Source organism: Ezakiella peruensis (genome assembly GCF_900215725.1).
GTDB classification, from domain to species: Bacteria; Bacillota; Clostridia; order Tissierellales; family Peptoniphilaceae; genus Ezakiella; species Ezakiella peruensis.
Genome location: NZ_LT962470.1, coordinates 64207 through 82927 on the forward strand (window position 1 = coordinate 64207; position 18721 = coordinate 82927).

At 35.7% G+C, this 18721-nt stretch carries 17 protein-coding genes; 3 read left to right on the top strand and 14 right to left on the bottom strand.

Going from position 1 to position 18721, the window contains the following annotated elements:
* Position 1 precedes the first annotated feature (1 nt).
* The 7 genes from CUU59_RS05230 to CUU59_RS05260 form a co-directional block, all read right to left on the bottom strand.
* Complete coding sequence (locus CUU59_RS05230; RefSeq protein WP_099950950.1) at positions 2 to 847, bottom strand: nucleotidyl transferase AbiEii/AbiGii toxin family protein; 846 nt, start codon at positions 845 to 847, stop codon at positions 2 to 4.
* The gene (locus CUU59_RS05235; protein ID WP_099950951.1) at positions 844 to 1431 is read right to left on the bottom strand and encodes a type IV toxin-antitoxin system AbiEi family antitoxin domain-containing protein; all 588 of its coding nucleotides are present in this window, start codon (positions 1429 to 1431) and stop codon (positions 844 to 846) included. The genes CUU59_RS05230 and CUU59_RS05235 overlap by 4 nt, the downstream gene beginning before the upstream one ends.
* A 145-nt stretch (positions 1432 to 1576) precedes the next feature.
* Entirely contained in the window at positions 1577 to 2887 is a 1311-nt protein-coding gene (gene ltrA / locus CUU59_RS05240) for a group II intron reverse transcriptase/maturase (protein WP_245870561.1), read from the bottom strand.
* Between the two features lie 637 nt (positions 2888 to 3524).
* Positions 3525 to 5702, bottom strand: coding sequence for an AAA family ATPase (locus CUU59_RS05245; RefSeq protein WP_099950953.1), 2178 nt, complete (start codon positions 5700 to 5702; stop codon positions 3525 to 3527).
* 17 nt (positions 5703 to 5719) lie between these two features.
* Positions 5720 to 5971 (bottom strand): hypothetical protein, encoded by a 252-nt coding sequence (locus tag CUU59_RS05250; protein WP_099950954.1) that lies wholly within the window; start codon positions 5969 to 5971, stop codon positions 5720 to 5722.
* A 105-nt stretch (positions 5972 to 6076) separates the two neighbouring features.
* Positions 6077 to 10438, bottom strand: a complete 4362-nt coding sequence (locus CUU59_RS05255) for an Eco57I restriction-modification methylase domain-containing protein (RefSeq protein WP_099950955.1) — start codon at positions 10436 to 10438, stop codon at positions 6077 to 6079.
* Positions 10439 to 10440: 2 nt separating this feature from the next.
* Entirely contained in the window at positions 10441 to 11148 is a 708-nt protein-coding gene (locus tag CUU59_RS05260) for a methylase (protein WP_099950956.1), read from the bottom strand.
* Positions 11149 to 11311: 163 nt separating this feature from the next.
* On the opposite strand from CUU59_RS05260, the gene CUU59_RS05265 reads away from it, so the two are divergent.
* The 3 genes from CUU59_RS05265 to CUU59_RS05275 are packed head-to-tail and all read left to right on the top strand — an operon-like array spanning position 11312 to position 13643.
* Entirely contained in the window at positions 11312 to 11971 is a 660-nt protein-coding gene (locus tag CUU59_RS05265) for a uracil-DNA glycosylase (RefSeq protein WP_099950957.1), read from the top strand.
* A gap of 3 nt (positions 11972 to 11974) precedes the next feature.
* A complete protein-coding gene (locus CUU59_RS05270; RefSeq protein WP_099950958.1) occupies positions 11975 to 12745 on the top strand; it encodes an alpha/beta hydrolase family protein in 771 nt (256 codons plus the stop codon).
* Complete coding sequence (locus tag CUU59_RS05275; protein WP_169922866.1) at positions 12735 to 13643, top strand: YitT family protein; 909 nt, start codon at positions 12735 to 12737, stop codon at positions 13641 to 13643. The genes CUU59_RS05270 and CUU59_RS05275 overlap by 11 nt, the downstream gene beginning before the upstream one ends.
* Before the next feature lie 282 nt (positions 13644 to 13925).
* On the opposite strand, the gene arsS is transcribed toward CUU59_RS05275, so the two are convergent.
* The 7 genes from arsS to CUU59_RS05310 are packed head-to-tail and all read right to left on the bottom strand — an operon-like array spanning position 13926 to position 18716.
* Positions 13926 to 14885 carry an arsenosugar biosynthesis radical SAM (seleno)protein ArsS gene (gene arsS / locus CUU59_RS05280; protein ID WP_099950960.1) on the bottom strand — a complete coding sequence of 320 codons (960 nt, stop codon included), beginning with the start codon at positions 14883 to 14885 and terminating at the stop codon, positions 13926 to 13928.
* The gene (locus CUU59_RS05285) at positions 14885 to 15223 is read right to left on the bottom strand and encodes an arsenosugar biosynthesis-associated peroxidase-like protein (protein WP_099950961.1); all 339 of its coding nucleotides are present in this window, start codon (positions 15221 to 15223) and stop codon (positions 14885 to 14887) included. Before CUU59_RS05285 ends, arsS begins: the two co-directional genes overlap by 1 nt.
* Positions 15224 to 15271: 48 nt before the next feature.
* Entirely contained in the window at positions 15272 to 15709 is a 438-nt protein-coding gene (locus CUU59_RS05290) for a C-GCAxxG-C-C family protein (RefSeq protein WP_099950962.1), read from the bottom strand.
* Positions 15710 to 15734: 25 nt separating this feature from the next.
* Positions 15735 to 16691, bottom strand: coding sequence for a heterodisulfide reductase-related iron-sulfur binding cluster (locus CUU59_RS05295; RefSeq protein ID WP_099950963.1), 957 nt, complete (start codon positions 16689 to 16691; stop codon positions 15735 to 15737).
* Entirely contained in the window at positions 16678 to 17352 is a 675-nt protein-coding gene (locus CUU59_RS05300; protein ID WP_245870562.1) for a TIGR04283 family arsenosugar biosynthesis glycosyltransferase, read from the bottom strand. The genes CUU59_RS05295 and CUU59_RS05300 overlap by 14 nt, the downstream gene beginning before the upstream one ends.
* Positions 17315 to 18019, bottom strand: a complete 705-nt coding sequence (locus CUU59_RS05305; RefSeq protein ID WP_099950964.1) for a TVP38/TMEM64 family protein — start codon at positions 18017 to 18019, stop codon at positions 17315 to 17317. The genes CUU59_RS05300 and CUU59_RS05305 overlap by 38 nt, the downstream gene beginning before the upstream one ends.
* Positions 17973 to 18716 (bottom strand): TVP38/TMEM64 family protein, encoded by a 744-nt coding sequence (locus CUU59_RS05310; protein ID WP_099950965.1) that lies wholly within the window; start codon positions 18714 to 18716, stop codon positions 17973 to 17975. Before CUU59_RS05310 ends, CUU59_RS05305 begins: the two co-directional genes overlap by 47 nt.
* Positions 18717 to 18721 lie beyond the last annotated feature (5 nt).

Sequence of the window (18721 nt, forward strand, 5' to 3'; positions counted from 1 at the left end):
TTTACTCATCTTTATTAATTATTTTATAAATATCATACACAGCATCAACAGCATCGTTAAAACTCAAATTCCCAATGTATTCATTCTCTCTGATATATACATCCCACAAGTTTAATAGATAAGTATCTTCTCTGATTTCTCCTATAATTTCTTCAGAATCTTTCAGAATATCTATACTTTCTCTCTTAACTGCCGTCCTTTCGATTGCAGCTTTCAAAGCATCTGTGTCAATCTCATCTTTTTTTAGATTGTATAAAGTATATATGTCATAGAAATCTCTCATTCTCGTGTTAGATATATTTCTTTTAATTATGCTCTCATATTTTTCTGCTAAAATCGTCTCCAATGGATACGCAAGCACTTTTATTTTTCCTTCATTAAAGATACACGGATAATGGTAATCTATTTCTCTTGGCGTAATAACGTCTCCAGTTGTTATATCTAATTTAATTGGATTTCTTGTTTTTCCAACCTTCGCTATTAATGACACCCTAAAATTTTCATAATCATCATCTTCTCTAATATATTCAAGATTACAAATTTCAAAATCTATTCCATCTCCAACTTCAATATCGATAATTTTCTCAATAATTTCCCTTATCTTATCTTCCTTAAGCGGTATGCCTTTAACTGTTGCATCCAAATCCATAGTAGTCCTATTCTCTACACCTATTAAAGACGAAATCAAAAAACCACCCTTAATAACAAAATTTGCCTGGTAATCTGATCTCGATAAACGATCCAAAAATCTTTCGAAAAAATACATTTGAAGAACTTCTTGAGAACTTAATTTTTTATTTTTTGATAAATATCTTATTTTCCCCTTGATGCTCTCAATATTAATCATGACAATACCTCCATATATTTTCTTACATCTTCTTCGATTCCAAAGACTCTACTGTATTTTATTAGCTGCCTCAGATCTTTTTTGTCAGATTTAAAATACCGAGTAATTCCATCTATGAAAATTTGCTTATCAATCTTTTCCCGATCAACAATCAAGTCACATATAGTTCTTTCTAAATTATAAACCTGAACTTTATTTTCCAGAGGAGTATTAATTTCTGTTAATCCAAGCTCATGAATATCTTTTTTTATATAATGAACTTGAATATTATCATTACGTTTTTTTATGTGACTTGCGTTATAGCCTTGGGGAACTGAAATATGAAAAACATTTGGAGTTCTATCAGATAAGTCGTGAAGGTATAGGGCAGTTTGATAAGAAAAAATAATTCTCTTGCTCTTGGAAGCAATCATTACAAAATCATCTACAAGTTCATCTTTAACTTGATAAAGCCCTGGCCTTAGCCTTTTTAACTTGCCAGAATTTGTCAATACCTGCAAATTATACCTGCTATATCCAAGATCTTCAGCTTCTTTATTTGTTATCGTAGAATTTTCTTTTATATATTGATTTAACAAATCCATAATCAAACCTCCTTTCACTTTCGCTTTAATTATACAATTTTAAAGCGAATTTGTAAAGCCTTTTATGAATTAACAATCGAATAGGGGCTAAAATCTAGCCCCTTTCACACCACCGTACGTGCCGTTCGGCATACGGCGGTTCAATTTAATTTACACATGACCTGCTTGTATAGTAATCGTATGGGTCGACTAAACCTGTTTTGGTTAGTCTTTCCTTTGTAATTGCTCTTACTAAGTAGGTTTTTGTTGCTACAAAATAATACCTATCTCCGCAATAGGCTGTTAGTCTTGCTATGTCTTTTCCTACTCCCATCTTCATTAATGCCCATTGTCTTTTCTTTGGTACTTTCCACATTTTCCAACATATTATTCTGAGTCTGGTCCTCAGTTGTTCGCTAAATCTTTTTAGTTTATTTTTCATATCTGCAATCCTAAAGTAATTTATCCATCCTCTTGTTACTTCATTTATCTTTTTGATTCTGTATTCTAGAGATACTGACCATTTTCTTGTGGTTAGAGTCTTTATTTTGTCTTTGAATCGGCTAAATGATGTTTCGTGGACTCGTGCTTTCCATTTATTTGCTTTGTTGTCTTTCCAGTAGCCAAATCCTAGATATTTTATTTTACTTGGTTTTGTTATCTTACTTTTTTCTGCGTTTACTTTTAAGCCAAGTTTCTTTTCTATGAATCTTGTTACTGAGTGCATTACTCTTGTTGCGGCTGCTTTACTCCCTACAAATATTAAGCAGTCGTCTGCGTATCTAGTAAATCTAAGTCTTCTTGCCTCTAATTCTTTGTCTAATTTATCCAGCATGATGTTGCTTAGTAGGGGTGATAGGTTTCCGCCTTGGGGAGTGCCTATTTCACTTTTTTCGTATACGCCTTTGTTCATTATTCCCGCTTTTAAATATTTTCTGATTAGTGATTCTGTGTCAGGTGCTTGGATGTGTTCATGAACTATGCTCATTAATTTATCTTGTGGGACTTTGTCAAAGAATTTTTCCAGGTCTATGTCCACCACCCATTCAAATCCATCGTTTAGGTATTCCAGGCTTTTTGTTATTGCCATTTGGCAGTTTCTTCCTGGTCTAAATCCATAACTTGTTTCTGAAAATTTTTGGTCTATTATTGGTGTTAAGACTTGTACGATTGCTTGTTGGATTATTCTGTCCATTACTGTCGGTATTCCGAGTTTTCTTTTTCCTCCGTTTGGTTTTGGTATTTCTACTCGAAGTACTGGCTGTGGTTTGTAGCGTCTTTCGATGATTTCTTGTCTTATCCGTGCCCAGTTGTCTTTGATGTATTCATCTATTTCTTCTACACTTATGCCATCTATTCCTGATGCTCCTTTGTTGGAGATAACTTTTAATTTAGCTTGGTGCATGTTTTTCGGGTTTAGGATTTGATTTATTAATTTATCTTCCATGTGTGTGCACTTGCTCCTTTCCGCTTGCATAACTTATTTCTTAAGTGTGAGATTTCGCTTTCATTTACGTTTCTTCTACTTTCTCTGTCAGATTTGTTATGCAACATACATTTTACTCGTGCTGTTAAATTGTTTAGTCCTTCGGTGTTTCCACCTACTATGACTTCTGCTGACTTCTCATAGTTCGTTGTTACTACTGTTTCGTCTACAAGACCTCACGGGATAAGTCCTAATACTTTCATCGTTTACTTGCAGAATTTACGCCTTGGGTTTACGGTTACCTTTTGAGTCTTTGCTATCTATGGCTAGCTTGCCCACCTGTTACGCCTTGTATTCTGTTCCTGTTCGTCAAGCCACGATTTCGCTATTGCTTCTTCTCTCCTAGATGTCACCATCTAAAACTTGCAAGTCGCTATTAGATTCGTCGGTAACTACGCTCTGTAGGGATTTTCACCCCAGCATTAGGACATGCCCGTCATACAATAAAAAGCCCCTCGCAATGAGGGACTAAAAATCATATTTTAAATTTTTAAGTAAATTATTCTTCAACTTTAAAAATAATTGTGTAAGCTAATAGAACAAAAAACATTCTTCCACTTACGCTTTAATATTTCGTTTTTAAAGCGTAAGTGGAAAATAAAAACTCTATTCGTTAAAAGGTTATATCCTAAGTTTCTTTTAAAATATCTTGAATATTAATATTACAATGATCATGAAAATGCTTCGAACTATTATTATTTTCAAAGCATTCATAGAGGACTTTAATAATTGTATTTTTATCTACTCCAGCCACATCAGCATCTAGGTCTTCTATTTCATGAGAATTTACATCAAATAATTTTTTAGCTCCCGCTACATCCTTATAAAAACTTGTCTTTGTTATAGAATTAAAATTAATAAATGTATCAACTATTCTCCTAGCTATATTACATAATAGACCAGCTCTACCCTTATCGGAATTATATACAAATTCAAGATCTTGCCATAAAGCTGCATAATTAGATTTAAAGTCCTCACTTTCATTACTTATATTAATAATATTTGTTTTTATACCATTTGAAATAAACCTTATAAACTGATAATTTTTATACCTGGCTTTTCCAAGATATCCAGTTAAGTTCAAATAAAAATGGTGGTTATGAGTCATGATAATCAAATGTTCTATGTTATCATCTTTAGCTGAAGAATTTATTAGTTTTATTAATTCTTCTATCATAATATATTGCATATTGTTATCATTTGAACTCATTGGATCATCAAAAACAATAACTTTATTAGTAGTCCGTCTTTGCTCATTAACTTCCTCTAGCTTCTTTAAAAAATATAAAAATGCAATTATATTTTTCTCTCCCTTTGATAATTGCTTAACATCTCGAATTTCATTTGTATATTTACTTTGTATCTTATAGTACCCCACTTGATCTTGTTCATAATGCACAAGCTTAAAATTAACATATACTCCTAGAAGCTTATTTATTTCTGACGCTAATTTTTCTTCGTTCTTACTTTGTAGCTTTAATTCCAGTTTCTTATCTTCAAGTGATTCTATTCTCAACTTTATTTTATTAACTTCTTCTTCTTTATTTTCAAAGTGTTGTTTTGAAGTGTTATAAACTGACTCTAACTCATATGAATTTTCTAATTTTTCTAAATATTTATATTTTAATAGGCTCTCTTTAATCTCATGATATCTTAATTGATCCTTAGCATCCATTTTTCTTTGGCCCAAATCACTTTCATTATTTCTTTTAGATAATGTATTATACTTAGATTCTACTACACTAAAACTATTAGGTGGCAAAATATTCAGCTTATTTACCTTTTCAAATAACTGTTTTTGCTTATTAGAAATCGCTTCTATTAAAGTATCAAAAAATTTAATATTCGCTGACTTTGTATCATTAAAAATTAATTCTAACTCTCTGAATTCATTATGAAGTACTTCGTAAAAATTATTTATACTTAGATAAAGATTTTCAACTTCTTCTTTTGTTGACTTTAATGAATCTAACTCATTTTGCAATTGTTTCTCAAAATTCTTTATATCTTCACCTGAAAAATACTTATCTAATTGTTCGAAGCAATCGTCTGAAATAATATTTCCGCAAAAACTACATCTATCTCCTTTTTTATGAATTTGCAATCCTCGTTTAGCAAACTCTCTCTTTTCTATATTATTATCTAGCCTATCTAATTTAAAAGTCTCATCAACAGTCTTATATAATAAATCATTTACTTCCATTAATTTTTCATGCGGATCTACTTTCGGAAAATATATTAATGGTGCAACTTTTTCTTCAGAAACTATAAGTTTTTTTAGATGCTCTATTTCTTGATCTGTTAAGGTATTAGCTTTCTCTATTTCTTTCTTAAAATCATTTTTATTGTAATTTGTTTTTGAAATTTTAGGCTCTATATTCTTGATTCTAGAGGCTTCGCGAGAGTAGAAATTTTCAATTTCACTATTACAATTATCCAATTGCTCCTTATCATTAATCATCTTATAATATAGATTCCCATCATGATTATTATTCTCATCAATTAATCTCTCTACTTCTGATTTTTCTAACTCAAGTTTGTTTATCTGATTATCGATATCATTAAGTTTTTTATCAATTTCTACATTCTGCTCCCCTAAAACAACTGCGTTCAATTCTTCATTACCATTAACAACACTATCGAATCCTTGAAAAACTCTAACATCAAAATTCGTCAAAGAGTCATCTATATAATTTGTGAATGTACTTTTACCTGTTCCATTATTACCAAAAATAAAACAGGTCTTCTTATTAATCTCGATACTACTTTCATCAAAAACATCTACTCCACTTAAATCTATTCTCATACATACTTCTCCAATATTTATACTTCATAACCATTACTATCTTCTGCCACCATAATTATTCTTTCCATATTATCTAAATATATAGAATTTCGATCTAATTTATTTCCATTTATCAAGTTATAGTATTTGTTATTTCTTATATTATCCATATAGTAATAATCAATCTTATCAATGATGCTTGCAAAGTCCAATGCTTCTGTGTATACTTCTTTATTTTTATCCAAGACTTCTGGAGTTAAAGAATAAAATTTACCTGTATGTTCGTTCAAGTTTTTAGCTCCTTCCTATAATATAAATAGTAACTTTAGTAATTTATGTAAAGTGCCCATTAAATCCAAAAGCGGAAGTAAGAGGTCACCTTTGTTTTTGCAATTTTATTCCATTGGGGCAACTTTTTCTTCTATAAAATCAATCTCTTCTTGAGATAAGCCATATTTTTTATAAAGTTGCTGATCAATTTCTGGTATAGATTTAGTCCAGTTGATATCTGAATTTTCTGTGAAATCTTGGAGTGGAACTTTTGACCAAGTTTCAGGTGTTTTATTATTTTGTGTTATCTTTCGAATTCCTAGCATTGTTCTTGCAAATTTTGATTTTATATACTTAAGCAATGCTTTAGCCTGATATTTGTCAGCAAAGCTTCCCAAGCTTATAAATGTTTGTGTATGCCCGATTAGGGGTTCCCCGATTAGGGGTTCCCCGATTAGGGGTGTGCTTAAAACCTCACCAATTGCCCCAGAACCGTTCGCAGCAGGCAAAATGACTTTAAAGGTCTCGAGGTTACCATTGTCCTGTATATACCTTCTATTTATAAATTTATACACTCTTTGATTATTTTGTCTTCCTAGTACACAGATGTCTCCATCCTTTTTTGTATCACGAAATACTTCTGGAAATCTATCAAACGATGAGGATACTAGCCGCCTTTCCCTGTTGTTGCCAACTCTATCTTCATATTCTGGATAATCTGAAAGCAATACATCTAAATTAAATTTTAGCTGTACATACATAATTTGTCCAAATACATCCAATTCAGATGTTTCTGAAACTTTTTCTAATATAGAATCTAATTCTTTAAATGATGTAAACTCGCCTATTGGCCCTAGAATTTTATTTCTATCCCTTAATGTTATTGCTAAACCACCTTTTATATCAGCTCCAGGAAAAATTTGTTCGGAATTTTTCTCGTAGAATTTTACACATAAATGCTCGTCTTCCAACATTTTTTTATTCCATTCTTTATTAGTTGATCCTATGTTAAACAAAAATCTTGCAGGAGTAATATAAGTCACTGTATCTGCTAGGCTAAAAGCTGCATCATAAAAATAGTGATAAATAGCATCGTCTCTATTTCTATCTGAGTTATTTTCTTGATAAGGCGGATTTCCAATTATTATATCAAATTTCATTCCTTCTCCCCATAACTTTTCTATTTCTTCTTTGGCCTTTCCTTGCTTTGCAGCTGGAACAAGGTCACAAAGTTTTATATTCTTGTCATCTATATCTTTAAAGTCACTCATAATATAATTTTTGCTTATATTATAAATGGTCCTTGTTGGTGCAAGAGCATAGACTTGATTTTCTATAATCCATTTTAATCTTTCTTTTTGATCTGGTATTTCTGTTTCCAATCCTTTGTTTAGTCTCTTGATAATCTCAACTACAAACATTCCACTCTTTGAATATATGTCTGCAAATTTTAGATTTTTGTCAGAGAAAACATTAGGATATTCTTTTTCCAATATGTCCAACATAAATTCTACAACCCACCTAGGGGTAAACTTTTGATTGGTTTTTTGTGATGGGATAAAGTCAAAGATATCTTCTTTTTGCTCTTCCTTATAATAATCTGAAAGCCTATCTCTAGTATCATAAAATTCTTGGATACTTGAATTAAAGACTGGCTCGTTAAAGAACCCAGGAATCCTTTCTTCCTTGCCCCTTACTTTTTCTGTAAAACCATCACGTAGAGTCTTAAAATCATCTACTGTTATACCTGTTACATCCAAGAAATCATCAGGATCAACAATTCGATCGTAATTTTGGAGAGTAACGTCTCGATTGCCATACGACATTAAGAAAGACGGTATGGTCCTTGAGAATCCTCTCAATTTTTCCCTTACTTCATCTTCACTAGACTTTTTAATCTTTTCTTTGGCCTTTATTTCAGTTTTTATTACATGTTCTTCAGTGCTACCTTTAATAACTTCAGCGACCTTTTCATAAAGATTATTTTCAATTTCTTTCTTTTTAGCTTGATGGTCTTCAATTTCTTTCTTTAACTCTTCTATTACTTTCTCATCTTTAGTGTTACCAAGTTCTTTTTCTTTGTTCTCTATTTGTTTGTTCTCTATTTCAATATCATAACTTGCAGATTCATATTCTTTTTTCAAGTTTCCTTTTATGGTATCTTTTAAGTCTTTTTTATTTTTGTTTAGGTCTCTATCTGTAAAATTGTATGTTTTCTGGGTCTCGGAGAAATCCATTTTATTATCCACATACTCATCAACAAGCTTAGAAGTATCTTCAATGAATTTATCTGGCTTATCCTCTTTTCTAATAGAGTCTACTTGATCTTGAGCGTCTTTATAGATTTTTGGCCCAAAGAGACTATTGGTTTGGTTAATAACAATTGCTGAATCCGGAATAATATCCCCGTTTTCATCAAGATTTATATTATCTGGAATTTTTGTTTCTGTCTTTTTTCTATTTTCTTCAAAAGGTTTTTTTAGTTTATTAATAATATCTTCCAAAGCTTTTGGCACTCTAAATATAGCAGATATATTTTCAAACAAGAAGTTACTCATAAATCCACTTCTAACAACTTCTGTTGCCTTAAGAGCTGATGGAATTTTAAGAACTTCCTCAGCATTCAGTTCATACATTCTGCCGTTTTTATCTTCAGCTACAACTGGGAAGAAGTTTATTAGCTCTTTTATATTTTCTTTGCGATCATTTCTAGTTTCAGCTTTATCTGATCTTAAATTGTTTGCAAACTCATCAAATTGTATTAATGTGCGTTCAGGTGCAAAGTCGAAAACATATGCGTTTTCCTTTATATATAATTTACCATTATCTTCGTCTGTAAATGAATATGGATTTTGTGCACGAAAGGCTGCTTGAAAATATAGGGCGGGAGATTGAATATTTGATAAAATCATCACTCCTGTCCATTCTGGTACGGTCACACCTGTTGTTAGTTGGCCAACAGATAAAGTGATCGTCTTTTCATTTTCTTTAATTGCCCGGCGAACTTTGTCTAGAGATTTTTTAGCCTCATTGTTATCTACAATTTCTTCTGTACCATCATCTTTTAAAACTTCACCGTCTCCAGCCGCCAGAACTACTTTGTAATCTTTGAAGAATTCATCTTCTCTAAGGAGTTTTTCTAGAGCCTTGGCCGAGTCAACTCTATTTAATAGCCAAAGTGTATGGTTAAGTTTATGCCTGTACTCAGATGGTGCAAAAGGATACTTGCCTTGGCAAATGTTTTTTAAAAACAGTTTTACGCTACTCTCGTATACAAAAGTCCCATTTTCTTTAGTAGAAAAAAACTCATTTAAATCAAAGGTATAATCCAAGTTTTTATCATCTATATCTACTCCCTCTTCGAGATATTGTTCCATAATCCTACTCATTTGATAAGTAAATAGGTGAAGAGTTGGTAAATTTTCATATGGATTTGTATCTAATTCAGCAGGCCACTCTTTTTTTGCTCTCTGTTCATCAGCATATGACCAGTTATATATTTGTTCTTCATTAAACTTATTGGATGCTAGAGCCTTGAATGGGGTTCCCGAAAGATGCAATGTAAATTTTCTTTGAATTTTCTCAAGGAGTTTATCAGTTTTAAAAGTATCTACTCCTTCATGGGATTCGTCAATAACAACTAAGTCAAATTCTTGCTTAGTTATCCAATCGTTCTTAGCATAATCTCCTCCAGCCCAGTCTGATCCTTTTAGGTCTTGGAGAGAATAAAATGATATAAAGCCATCTACAGAGCCTAAATTCTCTTTAGCCACTGTGATGTATTCTTCACGGCTAATCGGGCCTTTTTTGGTAATAGAGTCAGACTCCGATATAAATAAGTATTTGGGGTCCTGCCACCTAATAAATTTTATAAAATCATCGTACCAGGAATTTGCAATAGCAGGCCTGTTAGTGATTATAAGTACCGAGGTTAGTTCAAGCCTTCTTATCATATCATAAGTAGTTAGTGTTTTTCCAAACCGTGGTTTTGCATTCCAAAGAAATTTCTTACTTAAAAGAGGATTTGTAAGTGTTCTCTTATAGTATTCAATAGTTTTACAAACCGCGTCCTCTTGTTCTTTTCTTAATGTGTAAGCAGAGGTGGATTCTATTTTCTGCACACTTGAATAGTCCATATTAATGAACTTGTCTGTAAGTATTTCTGCTTGTTCAGGATGGTCACCAAAATAAAACCATTCATTAGCACTGGTTCCAAAATCTTCTCTTTTTATGTCATTTTTTTCAAAGAACTGGTGAAGATCGTAGTCTGTAAAATATTCGCCATTAGAATGTTTAGCGACACGATCAAAATAAATTTTTGGAATCAATCCTGCTTGACTTAATTGCTCATTTATTCTTGTGGCAACATCACGGGTAGTTTGTCCAACTTTTACATACTTAATTCTATCAGGTATTACTGGTAAGGTATATCCATAGACTTTTCGCTCTGTCTCTATTATTGGATTAATTTCAATAATATTTGCCATGTCTAACTCCTTTCTATTTCTTCCTTCCAAAGTTTATCTATAGCTACTGGAACATATATTTCCTCTATTTCTTTTTTATCATCTTGAAAAAAACTTATTTGATCATACACAATTCTACTTTTTGATTTTCCACTCGATACATTTGCCTGTTCTCTTATTTCATCCAAAGTATATTCTGTTCTTTGTATGATATTGTAACCTTTTTTATTTTTGTTAACTACCTGCCATTCAGAAAAGATAAGGTCATTGCCATAGGGATCTTTTTCTGTAAGAAAATTTCCTAATAAGTTATTAGCACTTATAATAGTAATTGCAGATTTTTTTATATTTTCATTTATATTCACTTTTAGTTTTTGAGCATACTTTCTATAATATTCCATATATGTTTCAGTAATATTTGCAACACATTTCTGTGAGTTGTCTTTTAATAGTTCAACTCCATATAAGGTTGTCAATGCCATAATGGATTCATTTTCATAAGTAATCAAATCATCTGGGCTTTTTTTGAATAAATAATCAAGACGCATTTTTAAAAGTTCGACTAAAAATATTCCCTCGCCAGCCGATGGCTCAAGAACTGTTTTTGTAAAATCCGTCTTAGCCTCTTTGATTCCAGGCAAGGCAAGCATTTTATGTACTATAAATTTAGGGGTAAAAACTTCCCCATGATTTTTTACTCTTTCTCGACTTTTAATTAATTTTTCTTCCACAATGACTCCTCAAAAACAAACTAAGTGTGCTTCCTTTTATTACATTATAACATAAGTAGCAAAAAAATCCCACAATATTATATACATAAAAATATTATATTAAATTTCTCCCCTCACCCTTCCCCTCCTTGATAAGGGGCGGGGCTTGTGGTATTATTGGTTTATGGAATTATTTACGAATGATTGGGGGGAGGTTCTCTCTCCCATTATTAATAGCGAGTATTTTGTGGACTTGATGGAGAAGCTTGACGAAGAACGAAAATCATACGATATTTTTCCTGGGGAGGAGGATATTTTTCGGGCCTTTAATCTGACTGCTTACAAGGATGTACGTGTGGTTATTGTGGGTCAAGATCCTTATCACACGCCGGGGGTTGCAGATGGTTTGGCTTTTTCGACTAGGGCCGACAAGTTGCCGCCTTCCTTAAGAAATATTTTTAAGGAATTGGAATCTGATCTGGGGATTAAAAATACATCAGGTGATTTGTCATCCTGGGCTCAGCAGGGAGTCCTCCTTTTAAACAGGACTTTTTCTGTTCGGTCGGGTCAGCCTTTGAGCCATGATTTTTTAAATTGGAAGGTCTTTACTGATTATGTTTTTCAGAAGTTAAACGACCATCCTTCCCCTCTGGTTTTTGTTTTATGGGGCAAGGAGGCCCAGGCTTTGGAGAAAAATATCGACGATCGTCACGCTATTATAAAATCTGCCCATCCGTCTCCGCTTTCAGCCTATCGCGGTTTTTTTGGATCGGGTGTTTTTTCAAAAATAAATGAGGCTTTGATAAATTTTGGCTACCAGCCGATTGATTTTAAAACGAGGTGAATTATGAGTTTTAATGGTTATTTGGAAATGGACATCAACATTAATGGGATTGATGTTACAGAGATTACGCCCATGAGCTACAAGCCTCTTGGGGCAATTATTTATTATCACGGCTACACTTCTTCAAGGGCCCGGTCCATGTTTAGGTGCCAGATTTTGGCAAGCATGGGCTATGATGTTTTTGTGGTCGAACAGTTGGGCCACGGGTCCAGGAAGAGCGAATTTAATATTAATGCTGTGTCAGATGCGGAGGCTTTGCCAAAGGTTTTGATAAATACAATTACCGAGAGCCCCAGCATTGTAAATTATGTGGCTGAAAAGAAGGGCTACAATCCAAACGATATTATTTTTGCTGGCCACTCTATGGGGGCCATGGCGGCTGCAGGTGCCTTTGTGAAAAATCCTGTGGGCAAACTCATTTGCTACAACGGCGTCCTCGATTACCTGGCCTTTGCGGACTGGATTGCAAGGGAAGAAAATATTAGCGAAGAGGTTTACAAGCCAATCAAAAATGAGCTCCGCTATTACAGTCCGGCGGAAAATTTATCCCGCCTGGAAAATCGTCCTATCATCTTGGTAGACGGTGCACTCGACGAAATCGTGCCACCCAAGTTTAATATTGAAACGGCCTCAGCATTAAAGCCTTTTTATAAAAAGAAAAGCCTCTTTAAACACATTGTACTGGACGATGCCAAGCACCAAATGACGGTTAAGGCCATGGAATTTACAGAGATGTTTTTAGAGTCAGATGGAGTTAAAGATTATGGAAAATAAGGTAAAAATTTACTGCCCAAATCCAAAAATGCTGGAGCTTTTTGGATCTAGGTACGAGATTAAGTCCAAGCTTATGGCCATTATCATCGGCAACTTGATTTTTGCCTTTGGGGTCAACGCTTTTTATACACCTCATATGTTTTTGAGCGGGGGCATCGGCGGTATTTCCATTATGATTCAGTACCTGACCGATATTTCCGCAGGTATTACTGTCTTTGTTTTGAACCTGCCACTCTTTTTGTTCGGTTTGAGGACTCTTAGCAAAAAGTTTTTGGTCTACACTTTTATAAGTACAATCGTCCAATCTTTTACCATGATTATCTTTAGAGGCGTGTCCCAATATGTATCCTTTACTGATCCGCTTTTGTCGGCGATCGTAGGGGGCGTGGTCAACGGGACTGCCATGGGGATTTTGTTTAAAAACGGTTGTTGCCAAGGCGGTTTTGACATAGTGGCTGCCGTTATGAAAAAGAAATACAATATGCAAATCGGCTCTGCCCTATTATTGCTAAATGCCGTCGTAATTGGCACAGGCGCTTATCTATTCGGCATTCAGCCAGCAGCCTACACCATTATTGCCATGTACGTTTCCTACACAATGCTCGACAAGATTCAAACGGGCAAGGGCGACCTCAAGGCCGTCAATGTTATAACTGCTAAGCCAAACGAAATTGCAAATGCCATCAACCAGCAAATGAGTCGGGGCGTTACATTTTTGAAGGCCGAGGGCGGTTGGTCCAAGCAGGACACCAAGGTCATTTACCTGGTTATCTCCAATCGTGAGATCACAATCCTCAAGGACATTGTAAACAAAATTGACGAAGGCGCCTTCATAGGCATCAGCGAACTCACAGAAGTCCGCGGCCGCGGCTTTAGGATGGACAGCCTGGACGCTTAAATAAAAAAATTAACTTGCACAAGAGTGCAAGTTTTTTATTGGAATGATTGTATATTTTTTGTTGAAAGTTTTTTTATTTGCAAAATTTTGTAGTGTCCGATTGCAGCCACGCCCAAGAAGGAAAAATCCAGCGAAGCGTGTAGGGTCCACTTTATGTGAACCGAATTTTTCCTGATTGAGGACAAGAGTTTCAAGGAGAATTTCGGACAAAAAATTTTGCTAAAAAGAATTTATTGCAAGCAAAAAGCACCCGGTTTCCTCCGAGTGCTTAAATCTACATATTTATTCTAAGGCGCCGCCGCAGGAGCTTCCAGATCCGGCTGTACATCCGTAGCAGTGGTTGGCTGTGGCAATTTTTCTTTTCCCTAAGCCCATTTCCAGTGCTTGGTCAAGGGTCTTTGGCTCATCAACCATTTGTAGGTCAGTGGCCAAATTAAAATCGCAGTCATAAAGTGTCCCGTCGTCGTTAACGCTTATCATATCCCTACACATGACATCGTTAATGGTTGCCGGGTTAAAGGCTGCCAAAAGTTTATCCATGTAGCGTTCCAGGTTGCCTGATCTTTCCAGCCAATTGTAAAATCTGCCGGATGGATTGTTGGTGATGGTAAAAAGTTGGTTGAATTTAATGCCATATTCATCCAGCTTGTCCCTGTAAATATTTTCCAGTTCCACTTGGTCGCCAGGCAAAATTGCCCCGTTTGGATTATATACAAGATCCAAAATCAAATCGTCTTCAATCCCATAGCCCATCTTGGTTAATTTTTGCAAGACTTGAATTGATTCATCGTAAACGCCCATGCCGCGTTGGCGGTCGGTCTTGTCCTTTTCATAAAAAGGAAGGGAGGCGACGATTTCAACCTTGTGGTCTTTCATAAATTCCAAGTAACCCTCGTATTCTGGTTCAAGGTGAATGGTCAGGTTGGTCCTGGTCATAATTTTTTTGGCGTATGGAGCTAGGTTTTCGATTAAATATTTATATTGGCTGGACATTTCTGGAGCCCCGCCAGTGATGTCTAGGATTTGAAATCCTTCTTTTTTAAATAATTCAATTACCTTGTCCGCAGTTTCCCTGTTCATATCTTCTGTCCGCGAAGGGCTTGACTCAACGTGACAATGCTTGCAAGCCAGGTTGCAAGTCTTGGTAATGTTTACTTGCATGGTTGCCAGCTTGTCTTTGGACCAGAGGATGCCGTCTTCTAAATGGCTTTCAAAATCTGGAATATTTAATTTCTTTTCCATTAGAATTCCAACTCGTCAATTAATTTTTTCATTTGTGTGCCATGGGCCAATACTGCACCGCCTGTAATTGCAGTTGCAACATGGACTGCTTCCATGAGCTCCTTGTTGTCGCAGCCTGATTGGAGGCTGGCTTCTGTGTAAGCTTCAATGCAGTATGGGCAGTGAACAGCGTGGGCCACAGCAATGGCGATCAGATTTTTTTCTCTGGTTGTAAGAGCGCCTTCTGCAAAAACGTCTGCATAGTAGGCCATAAATTTATTCCAAAGTTCTTTGTCTAATTCTCCAAGTTCTCCCTTACCAAAAGCTTGTAGGTCTTTTCTTTCATAGTATTCACTCATAATATTCCTCCCTAAAATTTTATTTTTATTTTTAATCCCTTGCGAATTTTATCCGCAAATTTCTTCCACCAGTTCAATAGCTGTAAATATTGCCTGAGGACAAACTCTTTCGATGGTCCCATCTTCAAAGGCCTTGGATAGGTTATCGCCTTCATTTACATTAGTAGCTAATAAATCCTTGCACATATTTGATCCCATTTTTTCTTTAAAGGCTGTCACAAACTTATGTGAAGCTTTGATGAGTTCAACCTTTCCCTCATCGTCCATGGCTCCCTTAATAAGGCCGATTACCATGAGTCCTCCGCTTAAAGCCCCACAGGTCTCCCCTGTGTAGTGGCCAAGCTCAAAGGGCTGAGCAATTTTTTTGGCTGTTTCTAGACCTAAATCAATGGCTTTTTTATTTGCAAAGTGCATGAGTACAACTTGTGAGCAATTGTAGCCTTCGCCCATCCAGGCTAGGATTTGCTCTCTTTCATTATCTTTCATGTGTTTCTCCTTATCAATTTATAATTTACATCTTATGATTTCTAAATTTTATTTTCAAAACATTTTTCCCGTAAGACTGGCTTGGTCTTTCGTCAACTCCCAAGACTTCGGTCAAAAAGTTTCTTACATTATTTATGCCGCTTGCCTCGAAAACCCCAGCACAAGTTGAGCAGTAAGTGTAAATATTGTCTGCGTCAATATCCTTAATGTCTTGGTGCCAGTCGGTCTTGATTTGACCTTCGGTCTTGGATGCGCCGCCGCCCATGCCGCAGCAATTTATTTTTTTGTAAGTCCTTGTCTTGACATTTGGAGCAAATTTTTTAATGTGTTCAAAGATAGGCGAATCAAAACGCTCTGAGCAAGGGAAAAATACATGAGCCTCTTCCTCTATGGTCTTACCCTCTCCGATTTCCAATAAATATTCGTATGGGTCAATGATTTCTATGTCATCGTAGCGATTTTTCAAAAAGTGATAGCAGTTGGGGCAGCAGCAAATGAGTCGCTTGACGCCCTTGTCCCTAAAGACCTTATCTATATATTTCATCTTGGGGTCGCCACCCATTTCTGCTACTGGCTTCTTGCAGCAGTCAACGGAAAAATCCACTCCATGCTCAGCGCAGATTTCGATCATGCGTTCAGATGTCTTGGGCAAAAATCCTGGATAATTGCAGCCCAAAAATAAAAGTGTCTCCGATGGCTTTTTGCTATTGTTTCTCAGCTTGTAATTGTTTTTCATAAATTCCACAGAGCCCAGGCCCTTTGGATTCTTTTGCCTGAGTTCGAGGGCGATTTGCCTACCCGACAAATCTTTGGGGCAGACTTCCTTGCACCTGTCACACATAAAACATGAATAGCGGAGGTCTTCGCGGTCGCAAAAGTCCAGCAGATTCATAGAGTATTTTTCTAAAAATTTACAGTTTTTTGTGCAAGCCCCACACTTGATACAGTCTTGTCTAGTTCTTTCGATTTCACTTACCGTCATAGCTTTCGTACTCCTTATGTATATCAAATATATCCCTGCCGTGCCTGTACTTCCATTGGAGCTTTTGCATTTTAAAATAGGTCCTAAAGGCTCCCTTTTCAAAGCGTCTGGCCGATGTAATTATAGGCAGGTCAATGAGTTCAATCTTCTTGCCCATTTTATTTATATCCACAGACAATTGATAGTCTTCCATCAGCGGAATTTCCTTGTAACCCCCTATGGATTCAAAGAGGTCCCTCCTTATAAAAATTCCCTGGTCACCAAAGGCAAGTTTTTGTAGCCTTAGCCTAAAGGCAGTTGTAAAATATGAATTTAATCTGAGAGCAAAAGTGTCCTTGTCAAATTTTAGCCTAAAGCACCCAATCTCGTAACCCGATTCCTCAATGGCGAGGACTGACTTTGGATGCAAAATCGAATCCACGTGGACAAACCACAGGTATTCGGTCTTGGCATACTTGGCCGCAGCGTTCATCTGGAAGGCCCGATACTTGGCCTCTTGAATTTTTGGATAAGTAATTAGCTCATAGGTTTTATCCGTGCTAAAGCCATCGGAGAAGATGACATCAAAGTCACCCTCCAATTTCCTTAGCTGATTTTCAATTTTTGCTATATTTCCTTCCTCATTATAAGTCGGAAGAATTATCGTCACTTTTTTTGACAACTAAATCACCAAAATACTTTCTTGTAAAAAATATTGGCACAATAACTATTAGAGCAAGGAGGACTGCAGCAATTATAAATGAAGCAGAACCCGGCTCCAACATCTTATCGCCAAAGTTTAAAAATATTAACGTGCCCGGAATAATCCCAATAACCGACGAGAGCATGTGAACCCAGAACTTGACATTTGTAATCCCCGCCAGATAATTTGAAAGGCTAAAGGATACAATGGGCATGATCCTCATTACAGTTAAAACTACAAAGAGGGATTTTTGATCTTCGGTCAAAAGTTTTTCCCTGAGTTTGCCGCTGACTCTGTTTAAAATAATTTTTTCTACAAAGTCCTTGGCTACATACCTGGATAAAAAATAAACCACAATTACATTTAGCATGGCTCCAAGCATGGTGAGGAGGCTGCCCTTGCCAATCCCGTACATTACTCCGCCTGCAAAGGCGATGACAGGAACCGGAAACATAAATATGGGCAGGACCACCCAGCATAGCACGTAAATTACCTCGCCCCAAACACCGTAGCTTTGAACAAAGTCGCGGATGTGCTCAAACTTTGCATACCTGGCCAAATAAATTGACCCGGCCACGATGATTATAGCGATTAATATTTTAATTATTTCCTGGATCTTTTGTTTCTTCGTCTTTGTATTTTTCATCGTACATCTTCTTAGCCATCGTTACAATAGCTGAACCGCCAAATAAGATTAAGAGGCCAATAAACATCTTTTGTGCGCCGCCTGTTAGTTGAGCACCTCCGTATGAATAGATAACTGTAGCTGGTAATTGGCCAATACCTGTTGCCCAGAAAAAGCTCCAGAAACTCATAGATGTAAGTCCTGCAACATATGAAACTGGGTCAAAAGGAACAAATGGTAAAAGTCTGGCAATGATAATGGTATTTGTGCCATATCTTTCAAAAAATTGTTCAATCTTTGCTATACCTGATTTTGCATTTAATTTCTCAACAACGTCACGGCCTAAAACGCGAGCAATGTAGAAGCAGAGACCTGCTGCAACCATGGATGAGGTCCATGAAAGGATGGCTCCCCTCCACCAGCCCCAGATAACTGCGTTTGATAGGGTTATAACAAAGGCTGGGACAGGTGCGATAATTGCTTGCAGGATCATCAATAAAAATGAAACTGCAACTGCATATCCGCCGAAACCTCTGATGTATTCAACCACTTTATGAATGTCAGTTGTAAATACTGTTGAAACTGCTGTGTTAATCTTTGTGTTTACACTTGGTACAAAGAAATATACCAAGAGGCAGATACCAATAACGGCTAAAAGAATTATCCGTCTGGTGTTGGCCTTTTTTTGTTCTTGTGGAGTTAAATCGTGTTTTGTCATAATTC